The organism is Acinetobacter sp. YH01008, assembly GCF_013420435.1.
Taxonomy (GTDB): Bacteria; Pseudomonadota; Gammaproteobacteria; order Pseudomonadales; family Moraxellaceae; genus Acinetobacter; species Acinetobacter pseudolwoffii.
The window spans coordinates 55,379-72,183 of sequence record NZ_VOYD01000002.1; the positions used below are offsets into that span (position 1 = coordinate 55,379).

Genomic DNA, 16,805 nt, shown 5'->3' on the forward strand with positions numbered 1-16,805 from the left:
CAGTGCTTCAACCAAGCGCAGACTCTATCAGGTTACACAAGGAGCTCTCTCATGATGTTGGCTGATCCAAGTAAAAAATACCGTCGCATGTATCAACGTGTGGACTTACCAGACCGTCAATGGCCGAACAATGAAATCAACAAAGCGCCAATCTGGATGAGTACTGACCTGCGTGATGGTAACCAGGCGATCTTCGAGCCAATGAACATGGAGCAAAAATTCAAGATGTTCCAGATGTTGGTGAAAATCGGTTTCAAGCATATTGAAATTGGTTTCCCTTCAGCATCGCAAATTGACTTTGATTTCACTCGTAAATTGATTGAAGAAGATCATATTCCTGAAGATGTTTATATCGAAGTTTTGGTTCAAGCCCGTGATCATTTAATTGCTCGTACCTTTGAATCTTTACAGGGTGCAAAACGTGCCATTGTGCATATCTACAACTCCAATTCACCGACTTTCCGCGAGAAAGTCTTAAATGTAGATGTAGCGGGCGCAAAACAATTAGCCGTCAATGCAGCACAAAAAGTCAAAGAATATGCCGCAAAACAGCCTGAAACTGAATTTGTCTTCCAGTACAGCCCGGAATGTTTCACTGCGACTGAATTAGAAGTTGCAAAAGATGTCTGTGATGCTGTGACTGAAATCTGGGAAGCATCACCGACCAATAAAGTGATCTTGAACTTGCCAGCAACGGTAGAAGTTTCAGGTCCACACATCTATGCCGATCAAATCGAATGGATGCACCGCAACATTCAGCGTCGTGATGGTGTAATCATTTCAGTGCACTGTCATAATGACCGTGGTTGCGGCATCGCGGCATCTGAATTGGCGATTATGGCTGGTGCCGATCGTGTTGAAGGTTGTGTGTTTGGGAACGGTGAGCGTACCGGTAATGTCGATGTGGCAGCAATCGCATTGAACATGTATACCCAAGGTGTTGCGCCAAACCTGGATTTCTCCAATATCAATGAAATTATCGCGACTGTAGAAGAATGTACCGGTTTGCCAGTACATCCACGTCATCCATACGCAGGTGATTTGGTCTTTACTGCATTCTCCGGTTCACATCAGGATGCGATCAAAAAAGGTTTCGAATTCCAGAAAGACCAAGAAATGTGGGATATGCCATATTTACCAATCGATCCAAAAGACTTGGGTCGTGACTATGATGCGGTGATTCGCGTTAACTCACAGTCAGGTAAAGGCGGTATCGCCTACTTGTTAGAATCGAATTACAACGTGACTTTACCACGTCGTTTACAAATCGAGTTCTCGCAAATTGTACAAAAACGTACCGATGAACAAGGCACTGAAATTTCTGCAACCGAGATCTGGAAGTTGTTTAAAGAGACTTATGTCGATGTTAAACATGTACATTACTCGACTAAAAACTACAAGTTATCGGATGACAATGGCAATCAGGTGATTGAGCTGGATCTTGAAGTTGAGGGTCAGTCCCGCCGTGTTCGCGGTGAAGGCAATGGTCCAATTTCTGCAATCTTGGATGCACTTCAGTTACCGATTGATGTGGTGAACTATGAAGAGCGCAGCATCAGTTCAGGTGCGCATGCCAAAGCCTTGGCCTTGATTGAACTGCAAGTCAAAGGCACTGGCAAGTCTGCCTTTGGTGCGGGTGTACATGACAACATCGTGACCTCTTCCATCGAAGCGATTATTGCATGTACCAACCGTCTGATTGATCAAGGTGTATTAAGCACTGATCAGGTAATCGCTGCTGCGGTCTAACCGGCTGTATTAGAATTAGCGATAATTCATAGCACTAAAATGACTTTAGAAGGATATCCGCTAGTGGTATCCTTTTATTATTCATACTCAAGATTTTAAGGCGAATCCTCCCCGTGTCTTTTCCAGCTGACTCAGTGGGCATTGTTGTCCCACAAAAGTTCCAATTTGAAGAGCCGTTAGAGCTTGAATGCGGTCGCATCCTCCCCCGTTTTGAACTGATGGTTGAAACTTACGGTACCTTAAATGCTGACAAGTCCAATGCCATTCTGATTTGTCATGCCCTTTCTGGTCATCATCATGCCGCAGGTTATCATCATGAAGATGATAAAAAGGCTGGCTGGTGGGACGCCTGTATTGGTCCCGGCAAAGCCATTGATACTGCAAAATTCTTTGTGGTATCACTGAATAATATTGGGGGCTGTAGCGGTTCTACCGGTCCAACGTCACCAAATCCTGAAAATGAAAACCGTCCTTATGGTCCAGATTTTCCGCTGGTCACGGTCCGCGACTGGGTTAAAACTCAGGCTTTATTGTCCGATCGTTTAGGCATTCAGACTTGGGATGCCATCATTGGTGGTTCACTCGGTGGCATGCAGGCACTGCAATGGTCAGTGGATTACCCGAACCGTTTAAGAAAATGTGTGATTATTGCCAGTGCGCCAAAACTTTCAGCACAGAATATTGCCTTTAATGAAGTAGCACGTCAGTCAATTTTGTCTGATCCTGACTTCCACAACGGCCGTTATCTGGAAAATGACAGCTATCCCAAACGTGGCCTGATCCTGGCGCGTATGGTCGGTCATATTACCTACCTGTCCGAAGAAGCCATGAAGCAGAAATTTGGCCGTGATCTGAAATCTGGCAAATTTATGTATGGTTTTGATGTCGAATTCCAGGTCGAAAGTTATTTGCGTTATCAAGGTGAACAGTTCAGCCGTAACTTCGATGCCAATACCTATCTGATCATGACCAAGGCACTGGATTATTTTGATCCGTCACGTGAATATGAACAGTCACTGAAAAAAGCCATGGCCCATACCCGGTGCAAATTTTTGGTGGTGTCCTTCACCACTGACTGGCGTTTTACCCCTGCCCGCTCGCAGGAAATTGTGGATGCCTTAATTAGCAATCATAAACCGGTGAGCTATTTAGATATTGATGCCGAACAGGGTCATGATTCCTTCCTGTTCCCGATTCCCCTGTATGTAAAATCTTTGCGTGCATTCCTGGGTGGTGAAGAACACCTGAAAGCCACACCGAAGGAGACCGTATAATGCGTATCGATCAACAACTCGCTGAAAAGTGGATTAAGCCCGGTTCTAGCGTACTTGACCTGGGTTGTGGCGATGGTGAACTGCTGGCACAAATGAGTAAAAAACACGATATTCGCGCATACGGATTAGAAATTGATCAGGAAAAGATTGCAATTGCGGTCAGTCGCGGGTTAAATATCATCCAACAAGACTTAAACCTCGGTTTAAGCCGCTTTGCCGACCAGTCTTTTGACAATGTGGTCATGGCACAAGCTTTGCAGGCTGTAGATGCACCTGACGTATTATTGCGTGATATGGTGCGTGTAGGGAAACAGGCCATTATTACCTTTCCGAACTTTGCGCATTGGAAGACCCGTTCTTTTTTGGCAATCAAAGGGAGAATGCCGGTTTCTGAAGCCTTGCCGTATATGTGGTATAACACCCCGAATATCCACTTATGTACATTTCGTGATTTTGAAGCACTTTGTGCGGAAAATAATATCAAAATTATTAATCGACTCGCTGTGAACGGGAATCAAGAAGATAGTTTGCTGAGCAAGCATCTCCCTAATCTATTTGGTGAAGTCGCAATTTATCGAGTGAGCGCGCTATGAAAAAATTATTATTAAGTACGACGCTACTGGCGGGACTTTTTGGCATGCAAGCCCATGCAGACTATGTTGCTCCAAGTCCTTCTGTTGCCAGTCAAGCGGCTCAGTATTCAGTAATGGATATCAACAGTCTGATCAAAGCAGCTAAAGCAGGTCAGGCCGGTGCACAGTTTTATCTGGCCACCAAATACCAGTATGGCAAAGACATTCAAAAAGATGAACGACAGGCCTTTGCCTGGTACAAAGCTGCTGCCGATCAAGGTTTAGCTGTGGCGCAGTTAAATGTCGGCCGTATGCTGGCAGATGGCATGGGCACCCGAAAAGATGAAGCGCTGGCACGTCAGTATTTTGAAAAAGCAGCCAGCCGTGGTGATAACCGTGCCAGTTTTAATCTGGCCATGATGGAAGAGAAAAAGAAAAACTACATGGGTGCTTATCAGTGGTATGAACTGTCTACCCGTGATGGCATGCTCGACAATAAAGTGATTACCCTTTCTGAAGGCAAGAAAACAGCATTGGCGGCAAACTTGACCCAGGAACAGATCCGTCAGGCGCGTGACCGTGCCGACAGATGGATTCAGGCACAATAAAGCTGAATGGTATAAATAGCACCTTCGGGTGCTTTTTTATTGCCTACAAACCCGCAATGGCAGTTAAAATAGCACGATTGATATTTAGAGAATGAGTGACACATGGCTTCTACAGATTGGTTATCCCAAGGCACACTGGTATTGGCAAGTAATAACAAAGGTAAAATTGCCGAGTTTGAGAAAATGTTTGCGGAACTGCAACTGCCGGTAGATGTGATTCCTCAAGGTCAACTGAATATCGAAGATGCCATCGAAGATGGCTTAAGCTTTGTTGAAAATGCCATTATCAAAGCACGCCATGCGGCTAAAATCTCAGGTAAACCGGCGATTGCCGATGACTCAGGCATTTGTGTACCAGTTCTTGGCGGAGCTCCTGGGATCTACTCAGCACGTTATGCCGGTGAACATGGCAATGATGCTGCCAATAATGAGAAATTGCTGGCAGACCTTAAACCATTGCGTAAAGATAGCGAAGCGATTGAAGGCATGTTTGTCTGTGTACTGGCACTGGCTCAACATGCTGAAGATCCACTGCCACAAATTTTCCAGGGCATCTGGACGGGTGAAATTTTAGAAGCAGCACGCGGTGAAAATGGCTTCGGTTATGACCCGCTGTTCTGGTTGCCGGAACTCGGTATTTCCAGTGCAGAAATGAGCAAAGAAGAAAAGAATAAAATCAGTCATCGTGGTCAGGCCATGCAGCTGTTTAAAGCCAGTTTGGCGAAATAATTTGTTTTACCCCTCCCTTTTCCAAAGGGAGGTTGGGAGAGATTTAAACATTAATGAATCCCCCTAAATCCCCATTTTTCAAAGGGGGACTTTATAACTCTTTCTAGCCTTCTCTCCAAAAAAGGAAACTTTATAGCGTAGGCATCACCGCATGCAACACCAGCCCATAGATCCCAATCAAAATTGCACTCGCAATCGTCCCCGAAGCAATATATTTAGCGGAATGCCCTGTGCCCTGATAATGGGTTTCTAAAGCCACGATGTTCGCTGCCGGTGGCAATAAGAAATACATCATCATTACACTATAAGTCAGGAGCTGATGTGGAATCGGCAATAATATATAGGCAATACCAGCCAAGCCTAATGCAAAAATAAAGCGCCCGCTGATCAGCACCAGACTGCGCTTTAAATCCCTCAGCTGAATACGGACATGACGAAGCCACATGCCCAAAATGCACATTCCTGCAAAAGTGACTAAAAATTTATTGGCTGCATATGCCCATTGAAGGGTGGGATGAAACTCATAATGACTAAAGTCCCAAAATGATAAAACCCCTGCAATACTGAGTGCGATCACCGGTGGCGATTGCAGGATATTTTTCAGAATAAATGTCCAATCTTGGCGAGTTTGGCTCACGGCAATGACAGCACTGACATTCCCAAATAATGAGCCACCAATATAAAGTGCAATCATGGTCGACATTGCGTCAGTGCCAAACACTGCTAAGGCAAATGGCAGACCGAGCCATACGCCATTCAAATAGCTAAAACACAGCGCACGCAATTTATCTTTGGCAAAATAATAAAACAGGCTAAACAGCACAATTGAACTAAAAATACTAAAGCCCATCAGCCACAGACTGCCCGCTTTATAAAACACCATATTGTAAATAATCAGCACAGGAATCAGAACACGTGCCAGTAAAGCCGCCAAGACAGGTCGAACCGGTTTTAAATATTGCACGCCCCAATAACCAATCAAAAAAGACAGCAGGGGAAGAATCAAGGCCATGACAGTGCTGCTGAGATTTCCATATCAGGTTATATGCTAGCACAGCATCCTTTTCATCTAATGATAGATTTTTCATATGAATTACTCATTACCCTGCTGCCGTGTCGGCAAACTGTCATTAAAGCGTCACTGCATTGTCATACAAGCCTGCTGAGATAGGGGCATGAAATATAGAGGATAAAATAATGGCAGGATTATCAATTTGGCATGTGCTGATTTTTGCAATTGTGGTGATTTTATTGTTTGGTACATCGAAGCTGAAAAACCTGGGTAAAGATGTCGGCGGTGCAATTAAAGACTTTAAAAAATCAGTCAAAGATGAAGAAGCAGAAATGGCCAAGCTGCAAGAACCGCGAACTATTGATGCACAAGTCAAAACCCCTGAAACCTCGATCAAGAGTTAAGAGTCCGCTATGCTCAATATCGGAATGACCGAGCTGCTGATTTTCGGGATTATTGCACTTCTGGTGCTTGGGCCAGACAAGTTACCTGAGGCAGTCCGTTTTGTCGGAACATGGTATGGCAAGATCAAGCGCATGGTCAGCAATGTTCAGAACGATCTGGATCGTGAATTACGCTTGTCCGAACTGCGAGAACAGATGCAGGCCGAAATGCAGCGGATCCAGCAACTGGAAGCCAAGATGCAGGCACAAATGGCAGATTTGCAGCAGCCGATTGCAACTGATGAATTAAAAATAAAGCCTCAGGCTGCCCAGCCCGTGCTTCGCTATCAGCCTGTGGTACAGCCCGTATCAGCGGTGTATTTACCTCAGCCTGCACAAACTCAAGCAGTGATTTCCCAACAACGCTATACAGAAATGAAGGTGGCCGTATGACGTCTTTACCGACCACACCTGCCTCAAATGATGCTGCAGCGCTGAACCTTGAAGAGATGCCGATTACCCAGCATTTGGTGGTGTTAAGAAAACATCTGTTTAAAGTGGTTGCTGTCCTGATTGGCCTGTTTTTCTGTTTGCTGCCCTTTGCCAATCAGACCTATCAATGGTTATCTGAACCTTTACGGGCACAATTGCCTGCCAGCTCGACCATGATTGCCACGGATGTGACGGCAACATTCATGGCACCGTTTAAGCTGAATTTCTTTGTGGCGCTGATGATCACAATGCCGTTTATTCTGTATCAGCTCTGGACATTTGTTAAACCGGCGTTATATGCCAAAGAAAAGAGTCTGGCACTGCCGCTTTTGATCGGCAGTATTGTGCTGTTTTATACCGGGATCAGCTTTGCCTACTTTGTGGCCTTGCCTTCGATCCTGCATTTTTTTATCAGTGTCTCGCCGGAAACTGTGGCACCGATGACCGACATTAACAGTTATCTTAGCTTCTGTTTAAAGCTGTTTCTGGTCTTTGGTTTTACCTTTGAAATCCCGATTATTACCTTGGTTTTAATCCTGATTGGGGCAGTTTCAACACAAACCCTGGTGGAGAAACGGCGCTTTATTATTGTCGGCTGTTTCTTTGTCGCGATGTTCGTGACACCACCAGATGCACTGTCGATGATCATGTTGGCTGTACCGATGTGGTTGCTGTTTGAACTGGGTTTGCTGGCCGGAAAACTGATCGAAAAACGGCGTTTAAAAGCGCAATAAGAACAATCAGCCAAAACAAAAATCATGCTTTAACTCAGGCAGCTCCGGCTGTCTTTTTATTTTCAAAATATTATTAAAATACTGATTTATTTAATCTTAATGTCACATTTCCTTAAGATTAGTGTCACATCCCAGACTTAAGGTATTGAAAACTTCTACACCACCAAGCACTTATTTTTACTTGAGACTTTAAAATGAAAAACGAAGACATGATACCTTGCCAGGATCTGGTTGAAGACAGTAATAATTCAAACAATAGCCACTTTCAAACAATTCTGGATCAATACACCAGTCGCCGTAGTTTTATTGCAAAAACCACCAGTGGGGCAATGGCCTTAGCCTTTGCAGCAACAGTAAGTGGTTGTTCAGATGATGATAATGATTCTGGCACGCCTGACACTAATCCCACCACACCACCAGACACCACGAACCCAGATCAACATGCATGGAGTGACCTGAAAGCGCGCCCGAATAAATTGACCTTTGAGCCGGTTCGCAAAAATACGCAAAACTTCTTTAGCGTGCCTGAAGGCTATGAACTGAAAGTGCTATATGCGGTCGGTGATCCAATTAACCCTGCATATTCAGAAAAGACAGATGCAACATTAGCATCAGGTGCTTCTTATCAGTTCCGTGCAGGCGACAACCATGACGGCATGAGCTTTTTCGGTATGCATCCAAGCAACAAAAACTATGCGGCCAAAGAGTCCACCCAAGGTTTACTGGTTTTAAATCACGAATACCTGCAACAAGCTCAACTCCATACGCCAGAAGACCCGATTACGATCGATGGTGTACGTCCGGAAGATCAGGTCCTTCGTGAAGTGAATGCGCATGGGGTTTCGGTCATTGAGATTAGCAAAGATGCCAATACACAAGAGGTTAAAATTAACTTAAATTCTAAGTTTAACCGTCGTATCACGGCAGCAACAGAGATGGAAATTCATGGACCGGCTCGCGGTTCTGACTTGGTGAAAACGATTTTCTCACCAGATGGCACCTTGACGCGCGGCACCTTTGCCAACTGTGGTAATGGGTATACACCTTGGGGCACTTACTTAACCGCGGAAGAAAACTGGAGTGGTTATTTTGCCCGTCAAGCCAATGACACCCGCGCGATTGCAAAAGAAGAAATTGCATTATCCCGTTATGGTCGTGGCGGTAGTGAGGCCCGTTCATCTCAATACCGCTGGAATACTCCGGTTGCTGAATTAACCGGTGATAAAGGACTGTATGATCGTTGGGATATTTCAGTGAAAGGCGCCAGTGCTTTAGCCGATTATCGTAATGTCATGAATACCTGCGGCTTCATTGTCGAGATTGATCCATTTAGCGCGAACACCCGTCCGGTTAAACGTACTGCATTGGGCCGCTTTGCCCATGAAGACTGCCGCTGTAGTAATCCGATTCCGGGGCAGCCATTAGCCTTCTATATGGGGGATGATGCAACAGGCGAATATATCTATAAATTTGTTTCTGATGCAGTCTGGGATCCGAAAGATGTCAATGGGGGTTATACCGCTGGTGATAAATACATGGATAAAGGCACATTATATGTCGCTAAATTCAATGATGATGGTACTGGTGAATGGTTAGAACTCAGTTATGGTAAAAATGGTTTAACTACTGCCAACGAAATTTATCCATTTGCAGGCCAAGATGATATCGTCATTAATCTCCGTCTTGCTGCCGACCATGTCGGCGCGACCAAAATGGACCGTCCGGAATGGGTTGCCGTCAATCCGGAAAATGGTGAAGTCTATGTCACTCTCACCAATAACGGTAACCGTGGTCGTGCATATGAAACTGATGCTGCCAACCCACGTAGCTATATCGACTTCAAAGGTTCAAATGCCAGCAATTCAGGCAATATGAATGGTCATATTATCCGTTTTAGTGAAAATGAGAATAATGTCAAAGCCACGACATTTGCCTGGGATATCTTCCTGTTCGGTGCAGAAGCACGTGCTGCCTCTAACATCAACCTTTCAGGTCTGGATGATTTAAATGACTTCTCTAGCCCGGATGGGATGTGGTTCGATCCGCGTGGAATTTTGTGGATTCAAACAGATGATGGTCAGTACACCGATGAAACCAACTGCATGATGCTGGCAGCCCTGCCAGGTACAGTCGGTGATGGCAGAAAAGCATTGGCAGCCAGTACCAAAGCTGAAGGACAGGAAACCTTTGTCGGCGCCAAGCTGAATAATGATCGAGTTCGCCGCTTCCTCACAGGTCCATCGGGCTGTGAAATTACCGGTGTGACGATTACGCCGGACTACAAAGCAATTTTCGTCAATGTGCAGCATCCAGGCGGTGCATGGCCAGCCAATCAAAGCGAGCGTTATAGCCGTTTAGGCAAAGTACCTCGCTCTGCGACTGTGGTCATTACCCGTAAGGATGGCGGTGCCATTGCCGGTGAAGCCTTGGAACAAGCGACAGCATAAAAAATAAGTTTCATTAAAATGCCGGCAGATGTCGGCATTTTTTATCTGGGATTATTGTTGTAGCATCATGATTTTCTCGACCAATTGCCCTGCAGTCACACCTTGTTGTGACTTCTCGATCCAGTGCCATTGTCCCCGCTGCATTCTTAGAAAATTCGAGCAACGGGTGCCGTAAGTCGGGCTTTGAATAAAAGTCGAGGATAGCAGATGTTCCATTTCAACCGAGATCCCTGTTTCCGGTAGCAGTTCAGGAATCACCTTGCGTTCATCTTCCAGAATATCCCAAACCGCATGACACAGATCAGTTTCTGGCATGGCTGGTTGTTGCAGCATGGGTAAAAATTCCTGGGTAAAGCGTTTACGCAAATGCCGGGTCTTGTACCAGTCTTCGCTCATCAGGCCGTTGGAGACAACATAGACGCCTTGTGCCAGCACTTGCGGTGCTTCGCCGCGATTGCTCATATACACCGCCTGCTGCTGGTCTCCAACGAACAGGTTAAAACCGGCATAGTCACACTGCCGTTGTTCCAGATCTTGTGCGAAACGAATCGGCGTTAAGTCCGAATTTAAAAAATCCTGGATGATATGACCACGTGAAGTCGGATAATCTGTCCGATCTTGCCCGTTGCGAAAATTGGTAATCACTGCCCAGCGACCTGAAGCAGTAATCCCCATCCAGGTGCCGCCCGACTGCAAATCCTGCCCGGCAATTATCGGACTATTCTCCCATTCATGCAGCTCCTGCGTAGGACGCTGATAGAACTCATCCCGATTTGAAATCAGACATAATGGGCTCTGATCCAGAACCCGCCAAGCCAATGCCACGATACACATAATTTACGCTCTCGATCTTTACACATTGAATGTACAACATTTTTCTTTGCTTTCAGCTAAAATCTGTGCAAAACAGAATCACAAGGAACAGGAATGCTCACCTATCCCAATATTGATCCCGTCGCGATTTCGCTCGGGCCCTTACAAGTCCACTGGTATGGACTGATGTACTTACTGGCATTTTTATTTGCCTGGGGATTGGCGACGTTTCGCGCCAAACAACGTGGCTGGACACCGGATATGGTGTCTGACCTGATTTTCTTCGGTGCACTCGGTGTGATCATCGGTGGCCGTGTCGGTTATGTCTTCTTCTACGGTTTTTCCCAGTTCCTGGCCGATCCTTTATGGCTATTCCAGATCTGGACCGGTGGCATGAGTTTCCACGGCGGTTTCCTCGGGGTCATTCTGGCCATGTTGTGGTGGTGCAAGAAATATAAGATGACCTGGTTCCAGACCTTAGATTTTATTGCACCTTGCGTGCCGACAGGGTTGATGTTTGGCCGGATTGGTAACTTTATTGGCGGCGAACTGTATGGCCGTCAGGTGACCGATCCCAACTTTGCCTGGGGCATGATCTTTCCGACCGATCCGCTGCAACTGGTTCGTCATCCATCTCAACTGTATCAGGCGCTATGTGAAGGCCTGATCCTGTTTATTGTACTGTGGTGGTTCAGCTCCAAGCCGCGTCCACGTATGGCAGTTTCGGCGCTGTTCCTGATCGGTTATGGCCTGGCACGTTTTGTGGTTGAATTCTTCCGTGAGCCAGACAATGGCCAGCTGTTTATTGGCTGGATGAGCAAAGGACAATTCCTGAGCCTGCCAATGATCCTGATTGGCTTGTGGATGATGTGGTATGCCTACCAAAAGAAAATCTATGACTGGGGTCCACAGAAAAACAGTTAAAACCAGCTTAATTGAGCGAGGCAAAGGCCTCGCTTTTTTATACTCAAAATATGCTAAAGTGCCGATTATCTCTTCTATTCTTTCATCATTATGCTTGAGTTCTGGTTTAATCCGCAGGTATCTGTTCTCAAAAAACTGTTGATCTTTATTGTGATTGCAGCAACAGCTGCAGGCTTGTACTGGATGGAACCACTGCCCTTGGATGCAATTTTGATGTTTGTCGGTACCGGCATTGTTTTTCTGATCTGCCGTTACTGCAAAATCCACTTTGCCAACAAAAACCCGACCGGTTTGCTGTATAGATTACTGACCTGGATTCCAATTGCCTTATTGATTGCTTTAGTTTTTATGAACATGCAACAGGGCGAAATCCTGATTCCGGGTGCACAAGGTATTGCCTTTATGGCACTGGCGATTTGCCTGTTTTCACCATTGTCGCTGCTCAATCAGAACAAATCAGATGCGGGTTCACCCCATGCTTGAGTTCTGGTATTCCGAACGTTGTAGCCGTCAAATCAGACTGATGGTGATTATTGCGACCTGTATTGTCATTTACGCAGCATCAACTGTGACCCAATTAGGTCCGGTGTTGGTTGCAGTCAGTCTGAGTATTGGAATTGTCGTGCATTTACTGCATCATTTCCGCTTGAAAATCTCCAAGTCCAATCCCTATGCCAATGGTTTTAGCGCCTTAAGCCGGGTCATTCCTATCATTGCACTGATTACCCTGTTTGGTTATTTACCCGAGCAACATCAGCCATGGGCGAAACTTGCCTTGGGTCTGCAATGTCTTGGCTTTGCCGCGATTGGATTGTTTATCGTATCGGTCTATGAAAACCGTGCGAAGCGCTTTGAGGACTGATCACTTCGCAGTATTTTCTTAGAAGTAAGTTTCCAGACGATAGTAACTATAAGTCACGTTTTTATTGCGATAAACCGCATGATCTCGCTGTTTGAAATCCGATACCCAGGCACTACCTGAATAAGCCGCGATATGTCCATATTTATGTCCCTGAGTACGGTCAATAATATAGATATCGCCTTTTTTCGGCCGATCAAAAGAAGCATTAATTTTCTTATAGCCCAGCTGCATCAGGGTACTTCCCCAATCTGCTGCTGCCACGGGATGATTGACAATTTTCGCACCCGAAGATTGCAGACCGACACGAATACTGCGCGCACATTTCTGTGTACTGGTATTTCGGGTAATGCCTTGCAGATAACTGGTAAATTTCTCGATATTGATACGATGGCCATTGCTTACGCCTGAAGCATTACGGACAGTGGCTTTGTGGGATGACTTTTTAGGTCTTTGCTCCGATTGGGAACGCACCATGATATTCGCTTGGACAGGAGCATATACTTCGCTCATGTTTACTTGATGATCATAGATCATGCCTTACCAACCGCTCCTCGCCTGTAATTTAGGCTTTCATATTGTTAACAAGCCGAGAATACTAGTCGTTTAAATGTTATCTTTCACATTAAAAATGTAAATAAATTTGTCTATTTTTGCGGCATTCAAATTAAGCCGTTCTTTCTAATACAGTTACAAAACCCATCATCTTTGCAAAAAAAATGTAAAGCAAAGCCAACTCCGACGCCTTGCAAAGTCTTTTCAGCCTGAAATACACAAAATGAGTCCTTATTTTTTTTCTACTCAAACGTGTGACTTTAAGCTGTAGCTCGGCCATTTTCAGACAACATTTCACTACAGGACTACATCATTTTTAGCCGCAAATCTCGTATTAAACTAATTCGGTAGTTTTAATATTGAATTGAGATTAACGGAGAAGAAAAAATGACTCAGGATTTAGCCACTGTTTCAAATTTTAATTTAGAACAATATTTAGGTACCTGGTATGAAATTGCACGTTTGCCAATGAAACACCAGCCCGAAGACAGCACTGATATTTCTGCGGTATATAGCTTGAATGAAAATGGTAAAGTTCGGGTGCAGAACCGCTGTCTGGATGGCGATGGCAAGCTCGATGAAGCCATTGCTGAAGCCAGCATCGTTGATGCAGAACATGCCAAGCTTGAAGTCAGCTTTTTACCTGAAGGCCTGCGTTGGATCCCGTTTACCAAGGGCGATTACTGGGTATTAAAAATCGATCCGGATTATCAGACGGCTCTTGTGGGCGAACCTGGTAAAGAATATTTATGGTTGCTACATCGCGGGACAACTTTAGATGAAGCCACTCAACGTGAATATTTAAGCTATGCAGAATCCTTAGGTTATAACCTGTCTGATCTGATTCACACCGTCCATACTGGCCATAAAACGGCTTAATTTACTGTAAAAAGACCTCTATCAGGAGGTCTTTTTTATTCTGGTTTGAGCGATGAAAGCTCATCAAAAAATGCTATGATATGCGCAATTTAAATTCTCCCTTTCAACAGCAAATTATTTTGGAAATAATCTATACTGCTGTTAAAACGGCGATTTTCAACAGATTTAAATAGAGAGACCTATGCGCCAATATCTTGACCTTTTACAACACATTCTCGACAACGGCGGCGATAAAGGCGACCGTACCGGTACAGGGACACGTTCGGTATTTGGTCATCAGATGCGCTTTGATCTTTCCCAAGGTTTCCCTTTACTCACCACCAAAAAAGTTCATTTCCGTTCTATCGTGATTGAATTATTATGGTTTTTAAAAGGCGATACCAACGTTCAATATTTAAAAGAGCATAAAGTTTCGATTTGGGATGAGTGGGCAACCGCCGAACAGACCGCGCGTTTTGGCCGCCCTAAAGGTGAACTGGGGCCAGTTTACGGTCACCAGTGGCGTAATTTTGGTGCCAGCAAAAATGCAGATAATAGCTATAATCAGGATGGTTTTGATCAGATCAAATGGTTGATTAATGAAATTAAAACCAATCCGAATTCGCGCCGTCTGATTGTATCTGGCTGGAATCCGAATGAAGCGGGCCAAGTGGCATTACCGCCTTGCCATACCCTGTTCCAGTTCTTTGTCCACAATGACAAATTGTCTTGTCAGCTGTATCAGCGTAGCGCCGATGTTTTTCTCGGTGTTCCATTTAATATCGCCAGCTATGCCCTGTTGACGCATATGATCGCGCAAGTCTGTCAGCTGGAGGTCGGTGATTTTGTCTGGACCGGTGGCGATACACACCTGTATAGCAATCACTTCGAGCAAGCCCAGTTACAGCTCAGCCGTGAGCCCTTGGGCCTGTGCCAACTTAAATTGAATCCTGAGATCAAAGACCTGTTCGACTTCAAATTTGAAGATATTGAAATTATTGGTTATGAATCACATCCGGGGATTAAGGCACCCGTTGCAGTGTAAATGTTCCCAAACCAAAGAAAATCAAAATCGCACTTTGCTTAAAGTGGGATTTTGCATTTTAATAGGAGCAAATTTTTATTTGTTTTTGAGTGTAGGTATGGCATTTCAGGATTTAGAAGTCGTTCATGTCGTTGCAATGGATCAGCAGCGCTGTATTGGTAAGGACAATGACCTGCCTTGGCATATCTCAGCCGATCTCAAGCATTTTAAAGAAATCACTCAGGGCGGTGTAATTGTCATGGGCCGCAAGACCCTTGAGTCGATGGGGCGTGTGCTCCCTAAACGCGTGAACTGGGTCATTAGCCGTGATCCTGACTGGTCTTTTCAAGGCACTAAAGTTGCTCATAACATTGAAGATGCGCTTATTCAGGCAGTTACTGATGTACACAGCTCAGAAAAACCGACGTCTATTTTTATTATTGGTGGCGGTGAAATCTTTAAACAGACCATGGACATTGCCGACCGTCTGGAACTGACTCATGTCGACCTGGATGTACAAGGTCATGCCTATTATCCTGAAATTCCGGCAGAATTTAAAAAAGTCGCGGCCGAGCAACATATTGACGACAAAACCGGGATTGCTTTTGAGTTTGCAACCTACAGAAAATAAAGCCTATTTCTCATGAAAAAGTGACCATGCAGGGACGCGAATATATTTCCAAGCACTGGAGTCTGTGGCTACTGGGCAGCCTGTTTACCCTCTTTGTCATTCTGTCGAGTCTGTGGCTCAGCCTGATGCTCTGGGTGCAGCAACCTCTCGGCAAGATTGGCAGCTTGATCCTGATTGGTGTTTGGTTAACCTTTTCCCTGCTGGTACTCGGGATCTACTTCACCCGGCACCTGATCTCGCGTAAAGTCGATAGCATTCTATATCTTCTGGTCTTTCTGTTTTGTCTGCTGGGCTATTTTAGTCTGCAAGCGCGTCAGGATCGGGAGTGGAAGCCTGAAGTGGCTCAGTTGTTGCACTATGAACAACAAGGCGATCAGGTCACCCTGCACAATATCCGGAACTTTGACTGGCAAGCTGATGGTCGTTATATCGAACGTTGGGAAAGCCGCAGTTTTGACCTGAACCAGATTAGCGGGGTGAATATCATTACCTCCTACTGGATGGGTCCGAAAATTGCCCACACGCTGGTCAGCTTCGATTTTGCCAATCAAAAACCTCTCACCTTCTCGATTGAAATCCGCAAGGAAAAACATGAAGAGTTTTCTGCAATTGGTGGGTTTTTCCGTAAATATGAATTGAGTCTGGTGGCATCGGACGAAAAAGATATTGTGTATACGCGTAGTAATATTCGCGGGGAGCAGGTGTATTTCTTTCCGGTGAATATGCCCCAAGCTCAGGCCAAAGCCTTATTCAAAGAATATCTGGCCCAGGCCGATGAATTGGCCAGAGAACCCAAGTGGTATAACACCCTGACCAGTAATTGCACCACTCTGGTCTTTGATATGGTTCAGGCAGTATCGCAACAACAATTGCCTTCAGATTATCGACTGTTAGCGTCCGGCTATTTACCGAATTATCTCTATGATCTGAAAGTGCTGGATCAATCCTGGGATATGCACACCTGGTACCAACGGGCGCATGTGAATCCACGAGTCAAACAGAGCGCCGATCTGTCCAGCCAGGAATATTCGCAGCGACTTCGTCAAGGCCTGCCTGCACCTCAGACACATTAACTGGCATTTTTATCACTGTAAATAAAGATACAAAATCAACTGGAACCTGAGTCATTTTTTTGTTTATA

General features: G+C 45.1%; 19 protein-coding genes. 16 read left to right on the top strand and 3 right to left on the bottom strand.

What is annotated here, in order from left to right:
- Positions 1-51 precede the first annotated feature (51 nt).
- The 5 genes from leuA to rdgB all read left to right on the top strand — a co-directional run bounded on the left by leuA (position 52) and on the right by rdgB (position 4,932).
- Positions 52-1,749, top strand: coding sequence for a 2-isopropylmalate synthase (gene leuA / locus FTT75_RS02255; RefSeq protein WP_005172761.1), 1,698 nt, complete (start codon positions 52-54; stop codon positions 1,747-1,749).
- A gap of 113 nt (positions 1,750-1,862) precedes the next feature.
- Positions 1,863-3,023 carry a homoserine O-acetyltransferase gene (locus tag FTT75_RS02260; protein ID WP_100329258.1) on the top strand — a complete coding sequence of 387 codons (1,161 nt, stop codon included), beginning with the start codon at positions 1,863-1,865 and terminating at the stop codon, positions 3,021-3,023.
- Positions 3,023-3,616 (top strand): methionine biosynthesis protein MetW, encoded by a 594-nt coding sequence (gene metW, locus FTT75_RS02265; RefSeq protein ID WP_004278415.1) that lies wholly within the window; start codon positions 3,023-3,025, stop codon positions 3,614-3,616. Before FTT75_RS02260 ends, metW begins: the two co-directional genes overlap by 1 nt.
- The gene (locus FTT75_RS02270) at positions 3,613-4,203 is read left to right on the top strand and encodes a tetratricopeptide repeat protein (protein WP_218954431.1); all 591 of its coding nucleotides are present in this window, start codon (positions 3,613-3,615) and stop codon (positions 4,201-4,203) included. Before metW ends, FTT75_RS02270 begins: the two co-directional genes overlap by 4 nt.
- A 102-nt stretch (positions 4,204-4,305) precedes the next feature.
- The gene (gene rdgB / locus FTT75_RS02275) at positions 4,306-4,932 is read left to right on the top strand and encodes an RdgB/HAM1 family non-canonical purine NTP pyrophosphatase (RefSeq protein WP_180185857.1); all 627 of its coding nucleotides are present in this window, start codon (positions 4,306-4,308) and stop codon (positions 4,930-4,932) included.
- 130 nt (positions 4,933-5,062) lie between these two features.
- Here the strand turns inward: rdgB and FTT75_RS02280 are convergent, their stop codons facing one another.
- Entirely contained in the window at positions 5,063-5,944 is an 882-nt protein-coding gene (locus FTT75_RS02280; RefSeq protein ID WP_074383998.1) for a permease, read from the bottom strand.
- Between the two features lie 185 nt (positions 5,945-6,129).
- On the opposite strand from FTT75_RS02280, the gene tatA reads away from it, so the two are divergent.
- From tatA to FTT75_RS02300, 4 genes are all read left to right on the top strand, one after another.
- Positions 6,130-6,348 (top strand): Sec-independent protein translocase subunit TatA, encoded by a 219-nt coding sequence (tatA, locus tag FTT75_RS02285; protein ID WP_100355649.1) that lies wholly within the window; start codon positions 6,130-6,132, stop codon positions 6,346-6,348.
- A gap of 9 nt (positions 6,349-6,357) precedes the next feature.
- On the top strand, positions 6,358-6,780 hold the full coding sequence (gene tatB / locus FTT75_RS02290) for a Sec-independent protein translocase protein TatB (protein WP_100355648.1): 423 nt from the start codon (positions 6,358-6,360) through the stop codon (positions 6,778-6,780).
- Positions 6,777-7,553 carry a twin-arginine translocase subunit TatC gene (gene tatC, locus FTT75_RS02295; protein WP_100355647.1) on the top strand — a complete coding sequence of 259 codons (777 nt, stop codon included), beginning with the start codon at positions 6,777-6,779 and terminating at the stop codon, positions 7,551-7,553. The genes tatB and tatC overlap by 4 nt, the downstream gene beginning before the upstream one ends.
- Before the next feature lie 194 nt (positions 7,554-7,747).
- Positions 7,748-10,000 carry a PhoX family phosphatase gene (locus tag FTT75_RS02300; protein ID WP_180185858.1) on the top strand — a complete coding sequence of 751 codons (2,253 nt, stop codon included), beginning with the start codon at positions 7,748-7,750 and terminating at the stop codon, positions 9,998-10,000.
- Between the two features lie 51 nt (positions 10,001-10,051).
- Here FTT75_RS02300 and FTT75_RS02305 read toward each other — a convergent pair whose 3' ends face one another.
- Positions 10,052-10,834 (bottom strand): NRDE family protein, encoded by a 783-nt coding sequence (locus FTT75_RS02305; RefSeq protein WP_100329263.1) that lies wholly within the window; start codon positions 10,832-10,834, stop codon positions 10,052-10,054.
- A 93-nt stretch (positions 10,835-10,927) separates the two neighbouring features.
- Between FTT75_RS02305 and lgt the strand changes: the two genes are divergently transcribed.
- The 3 genes from lgt (at position 10,928) to FTT75_RS02320 (ending at position 12,599) form a co-directional block, all read left to right on the top strand.
- Entirely contained in the window at positions 10,928-11,737 is an 810-nt protein-coding gene (gene lgt / locus FTT75_RS02310) for a prolipoprotein diacylglyceryl transferase (RefSeq protein ID WP_005107931.1), read from the top strand.
- 90 nt (positions 11,738-11,827) lie between these two features.
- Positions 11,828-12,220 (top strand): hypothetical protein, encoded by a 393-nt coding sequence (locus tag FTT75_RS02315; RefSeq protein WP_180185859.1) that lies wholly within the window; start codon positions 11,828-11,830, stop codon positions 12,218-12,220.
- Complete coding sequence (locus FTT75_RS02320; RefSeq protein ID WP_180185860.1) at positions 12,213-12,599, top strand: hypothetical protein; 387 nt, start codon at positions 12,213-12,215, stop codon at positions 12,597-12,599. Before FTT75_RS02315 ends, FTT75_RS02320 begins: the two co-directional genes overlap by 8 nt.
- Before the next feature lie 18 nt (positions 12,600-12,617).
- Here FTT75_RS02320 and FTT75_RS02325 read toward each other — a convergent pair whose 3' ends face one another.
- Entirely contained in the window at positions 12,618-13,133 is a 516-nt protein-coding gene (locus FTT75_RS02325; RefSeq protein ID WP_085064497.1) for a CHAP domain-containing protein, read from the bottom strand.
- Between the two features lie 405 nt (positions 13,134-13,538).
- Between FTT75_RS02325 and FTT75_RS02330 the strand changes: the two genes are divergently transcribed.
- From FTT75_RS02330 to FTT75_RS02345, 4 genes are all read left to right on the top strand, one after another.
- Complete coding sequence (locus FTT75_RS02330; protein ID WP_180185861.1) at positions 13,539-14,030, top strand: lipocalin family protein; 492 nt, start codon at positions 13,539-13,541, stop codon at positions 14,028-14,030.
- A gap of 181 nt (positions 14,031-14,211) precedes the next feature.
- Positions 14,212-15,054, top strand: a complete 843-nt coding sequence (gene thyA, locus FTT75_RS02335; protein WP_180185862.1) for a thymidylate synthase — start codon at positions 14,212-14,214, stop codon at positions 15,052-15,054.
- Between the two features lie 97 nt (positions 15,055-15,151).
- A complete protein-coding gene (locus FTT75_RS02340) occupies positions 15,152-15,664 on the top strand; it encodes a dihydrofolate reductase (protein WP_180185863.1) in 513 nt (170 codons plus the stop codon).
- 26 nt (positions 15,665-15,690) lie between these two features.
- Entirely contained in the window at positions 15,691-16,737 is a 1,047-nt protein-coding gene (locus FTT75_RS02345; protein WP_180185864.1) for a DUF4105 domain-containing protein, read from the top strand.
- Positions 16,738-16,805: the final 68 nt, after the last annotated feature.

Excerpts from the sequence above, each read along its gene's own strand:
- FTT75_RS02330 (WP_180185861.1), top strand. The coding sequence starts at position 13,539 with ATGACTCAGGATTTAGCCACTGTTTCAAATTTTAATTTAGAACAATAT.
- rdgB (WP_180185857.1), top strand. The coding sequence starts at position 4,306 with ATGGCTTCTACAGATTGGTTATCCCAAGGCACACTGGTATTGGCAAGT.
- leuA (WP_005172761.1), top strand. The coding sequence starts at position 52 with ATGATGTTGGCTGATCCAAGTAAAAAATACCGTCGCATGTATCAACGT.
- tatB (WP_100355648.1), top strand. The coding sequence starts at position 6,358 with ATGCTCAATATCGGAATGACCGAGCTGCTGATTTTCGGGATTATTGCA.
- FTT75_RS02340 (WP_180185863.1), top strand. The coding sequence starts at position 15,152 with ATGGCATTTCAGGATTTAGAAGTCGTTCATGTCGTTGCAATGGATCAG.
- FTT75_RS02305 (WP_100329263.1), bottom strand. The coding sequence starts at position 10,834 with ATGTGTATCGTGGCATTGGCTTGGCGGGTTCTGGATCAGAGCCCATTA.
- FTT75_RS02300 (WP_180185858.1), top strand. The coding sequence starts at position 7,748 with ATGAAAAACGAAGACATGATACCTTGCCAGGATCTGGTTGAAGACAGT.
- FTT75_RS02325 (WP_085064497.1), bottom strand. The coding sequence starts at position 13,133 with ATGATCTATGATCATCAAGTAAACATGAGCGAAGTATATGCTCCTGTC.
- FTT75_RS02315 (WP_180185859.1), top strand. The coding sequence starts at position 11,828 with ATGCTTGAGTTCTGGTTTAATCCGCAGGTATCTGTTCTCAAAAAACTG.
- FTT75_RS02320 (WP_180185860.1), top strand. The coding sequence starts at position 12,213 with ATGCTTGAGTTCTGGTATTCCGAACGTTGTAGCCGTCAAATCAGACTG.
- tatA (WP_100355649.1), top strand. The coding sequence starts at position 6,130 with ATGGCAGGATTATCAATTTGGCATGTGCTGATTTTTGCAATTGTGGTG.
- thyA (WP_180185862.1), top strand. The coding sequence starts at position 14,212 with ATGCGCCAATATCTTGACCTTTTACAACACATTCTCGACAACGGCGGC.
- tatC (WP_100355647.1), top strand. The coding sequence starts at position 6,777 with ATGACGTCTTTACCGACCACACCTGCCTCAAATGATGCTGCAGCGCTG.
- FTT75_RS02280 (WP_074383998.1), bottom strand. The coding sequence starts at position 5,944 with ATGGCCTTGATTCTTCCCCTGCTGTCTTTTTTGATTGGTTATTGGGGC.
- metW (WP_004278415.1), top strand. The coding sequence starts at position 3,023 with ATGCGTATCGATCAACAACTCGCTGAAAAGTGGATTAAGCCCGGTTCT.
- lgt (WP_005107931.1), top strand. The coding sequence starts at position 10,928 with ATGCTCACCTATCCCAATATTGATCCCGTCGCGATTTCGCTCGGGCCC.
- FTT75_RS02270 (WP_218954431.1), top strand. The coding sequence starts at position 3,613 with ATGAAAAAATTATTATTAAGTACGACGCTACTGGCGGGACTTTTTGGC.
- FTT75_RS02345 (WP_180185864.1), top strand. The coding sequence starts at position 15,691 with ATGCAGGGACGCGAATATATTTCCAAGCACTGGAGTCTGTGGCTACTG.